The sequence below is a fragment of the Thiobacillus denitrificans genome (assembly GCF_001530125.1).
GTDB classification, from domain to species: Bacteria; Pseudomonadota; Gammaproteobacteria; order Burkholderiales; family Thiobacillaceae; genus Thiobacillus; species Thiobacillus denitrificans_C.
The window spans coordinates 1-2759 of the sequence record NZ_LDUG01000047.1 but is presented as its reverse complement, the minus strand read 5'-3'; the positions used below and the strand labels follow the sequence as shown (position 1 = coordinate 2759).

Annotated in this window: 6 protein-coding genes; 1 reads left to right on the top strand and 5 read right to left on the bottom strand. The window is 62.0% G+C overall.

All coding sequences use genetic code 11. The annotated features are described in order from the left end of the window. Positions 1-21: 21 nt before the first annotated feature. The 5 genes from ABW22_RS14000 to ABW22_RS17760 form a co-directional block, all read right to left on the bottom strand. On the bottom strand, positions 22-396 hold the full coding sequence (locus ABW22_RS14000) for a hypothetical protein (RefSeq protein WP_059758032.1): 375 nt from the start codon (positions 394-396) through the stop codon (positions 22-24). Beyond that, positions 389-787 carry a VOC family protein gene (locus tag ABW22_RS13995; protein WP_059758029.1) on the bottom strand — a complete coding sequence of 133 codons (399 nt, stop codon included), beginning with the start codon at positions 785-787 and terminating at the stop codon, positions 389-391. Before ABW22_RS13995 ends, ABW22_RS14000 begins: the two co-directional genes overlap by 8 nt. Positions 788-791: 4 nt before the next feature. After that, positions 792-1442 carry an alpha/beta hydrolase gene (locus ABW22_RS13990; protein WP_082708879.1) on the bottom strand — a complete coding sequence of 217 codons (651 nt, stop codon included), beginning with the start codon at positions 1440-1442 and terminating at the stop codon, positions 792-794. A 6-nt stretch (positions 1443-1448) separates the two neighbouring features. Beyond that, entirely contained in the window at positions 1449-1967 is a 519-nt protein-coding gene (locus ABW22_RS13985) for an O-acetyl-ADP-ribose deacetylase (RefSeq protein ID WP_059758027.1), read from the bottom strand. Between the two features lie 112 nt (positions 1968-2079). Then, positions 2080-2253 (bottom strand): hypothetical protein, encoded by a 174-nt coding sequence (locus tag ABW22_RS17760; protein WP_193393313.1) that lies wholly within the window; start codon positions 2251-2253, stop codon positions 2080-2082. Between the two features lie 146 nt (positions 2254-2399). Here ABW22_RS17760 and ABW22_RS13980 point away from each other — a divergent pair, with 146 nt between their 5' ends. Continuing rightward, entirely contained in the window at positions 2400-2615 is a 216-nt protein-coding gene (locus tag ABW22_RS13980) for a hypothetical protein (RefSeq protein ID WP_059758024.1), read from the top strand. Positions 2616-2759: the final 144 nt, after the last annotated feature.

The window sequence follows — 2759 nt, the reverse complement described above, 5'->3', positions numbered from 1 at the left end:
CCCCGCGCGGATTTCGCCCGCCTATTCCGCCAGCAGCGTCACCGTGGTTGCGGCGGCCGTCGTCGTGTCGATGTCTAACTGCACCACGCAGTATTCGTTCAGTTCGTCGATGGGCGTCGGGTCGTCCGCGCAACTGCATCCGGCGATGATTCCCGTATAGAAAATCCCCGCCTTCACCCGGAGCAGGCCGGCGCCCTCGCTTGCGCTGATGAGCATTGCCTGGAACGGCCGCTCCGTGACGTAGCTGCTGCCTGCCAAGCCCTGCTGCAGCGGAAGCTGACCCGCATCCAGTTGTTCGATTTCCCGCTTGAGCACCGCCTCGAATTCGGGCGTCCCCCAGGCACTCAATGAATGGGGCAGCCGGATCGTGGGCTGTTCGGTCAGCTGCTCAGACATGGGGAAAGTCCGGGTTATGCGCAAGCTCCCACAGGAAACCGTCGGGGTCGATGAAGTAGCCGGAGTAACCGCCCCAGTCGGTCGGCTGGCCGGGCTTGGTCACGGTGCCGCCGCAGGCGGCCACATGAGCCAGCAGCGCATCCACCTCGGCCGGCGAGCGGACGTTGTGCGCCAACGCGAAGCCGCGAAACCCCGAACCTTCCGGTGCCAGGCCGGCGTCGGTAGTCAGGCTTTCGCTCGACCAGAGCGCAAGCCAGGTTTTTCCAAGCTCGAAGAAGGTGATCGACGGCGGCGTCTCCAGCCGCGGCAGGCCGAGGCACTCCTCGTAGAAGCGGGTGACGCGATCGAGGTCGGCTACGCCGAGGGTGATGAGACTGATGCGTGGCTCCATGGCTTTACTCCTGGTGTGGCGCTCCGCTGGAACGCCCGGACTGTTCAAGCGTTTCGATGAACCGGATCATGTCATCGTAAACCCGCTTCGAGTTCATGATGAAGGTGTGCATGGACGGCACCTTGACGGCCGCTACCTCGAAGCGGCCGGTGGCTTCGGACACGCTGAGGATGCCATCGTTGGCCTCCATGCCGAACGGCAGCCAGGCGGCCCGCGGGCCGCCGACCCCCGCATAGATCCGGGTGGGAACCGGCGGCATCGGCAAGCGCAGCATGAATGACGCGTCCGCCAGCAACCGGCCCATTTCACCCGTCAATAATTGGTATAGCCGGAATCTGGAAAAGAACCTGGCCGCCTTGCAGGCTAGCATCGGCGGCGCCAGGAAAAAGCAGGCGCATGGCGGTCTGTTTTCCAGATGGCCGAGCGCCGTGCGGATGATCACCGTGCCGAGTGAATGGCCCACCAGCGCGTAATTCCGGGTGTCTACCCGCCGCTCAATCAATTTCACCAGGCGGGCGGTCGCACCCTGCAAGGTCTCAAAAGTCGGGGAATAGCCAAACAGGATCGGGTGGTGGCCGGCCCGCCGCAATCGGCGGCGCAGCCGCATCATCGACAGCGGCGTTCTGCCCATGCCATGAATCAGCACCACGTCCATGCGCGGTCAGCTTGCTGCATCGGCAAGCAGCGCCTGGTAGATAGCGAGGTCGGCCGCAGAATGGCAGCAGAAGATCACTTCCCGGATGGCGGGAAACGCCAGCACAGCGGCGCGGACCGTCGCGATGGCAACCCCGGCGGCACGCTCGACGGGATAGCCGTAAACCCCGGTGCTGATGCTGGGGAACGCCAAGCTGTGAATGCCATTCTGCGCGGCCACCTCGATGCAGCGCCGGTAGCAGGAAGCGAGCAGTTCAGGCTCGCCCCGGTTGCCGCCGTGCCAGACCGGGCCGACGGTGTGGATGACGAACCTGGCAGGAAGCTGGTAGCTCTGGGTGAGCTTCGCGTCGCCGGTCTTGCAGGTGCCAAGCTTGAGGCATTCGTCCAGCAAGTCGGGGCCGGCGGCGCGATGAATCGCGCCATCTACCCCACCGCCGCCGAGCAGCGACGAATTGGCGGCATTGACGATGGCATCGACTGCCAGGGAGGTAATGTCGGCCTGAACGACACGCAGGACAGCTGGCATATTGGAATAGGGTGCAGCAATTATTTGTCCCCGGTCAGCATGAACGCTTTCAGGCCCCATGGCATCGCCACGCGTGAGCATCATCGCAGGGTGCCGTGAAGGCTCAGCGGGGTCAGTCGGCCGGTTTCTCGTCGTCGGTCGTCTGCGGCGGAATCTCTTGCAGTTCATCATCCTGAGGCGGATTGTCGCTTGCGCCTTCGCTTTTCCGCCGTTGTTTGTCTTCCTTCTTCTGTTTCTTGGCGAGGTCTCGCTGACGCTTCGCAAACGAATAATTAGGCTTGGCCATATGACGTTTCTTCTACCGGTTTCAAAGTTAAGCTAATAGAGTAAGGCATTTACCCGTCGATTGTCTTCAGCAGTTCACATGAAGAAGGGGAATCTTTAGTGGCTGGACAGTTCGGCGCGCCGATATAAAAATGGACAGCGGAACGAGTGGCAACAGAGCTCTTCCCGGTCGAGGCATCCATCTCCCAGATCAATGTACAGGGCCGTCGGCTATTCACCGTCATCCTGCGCGACATCAGCCAGCGCAGGCATGACGAACAGGCACTGCGCAACAGTCAGGCAGACCTGAATCACGCGCAGTCCGTGGGCCAGATCGGCAGTTGGCGGATCAACACCCAGAGCCTAGTTCTACTGTGTTATTAAACATTCATGACCTGATTTGCTGATCTCCCGCAGCATGGACATTGCAGCAAGCCTTTTGCGATGGCAGCTGCGAGGCGGAAGCGCAATGTGGGGATCGAATTCTGGACGTGGCGTTGCATCGGTCGTGGCCCCGCGCGGGCGGAA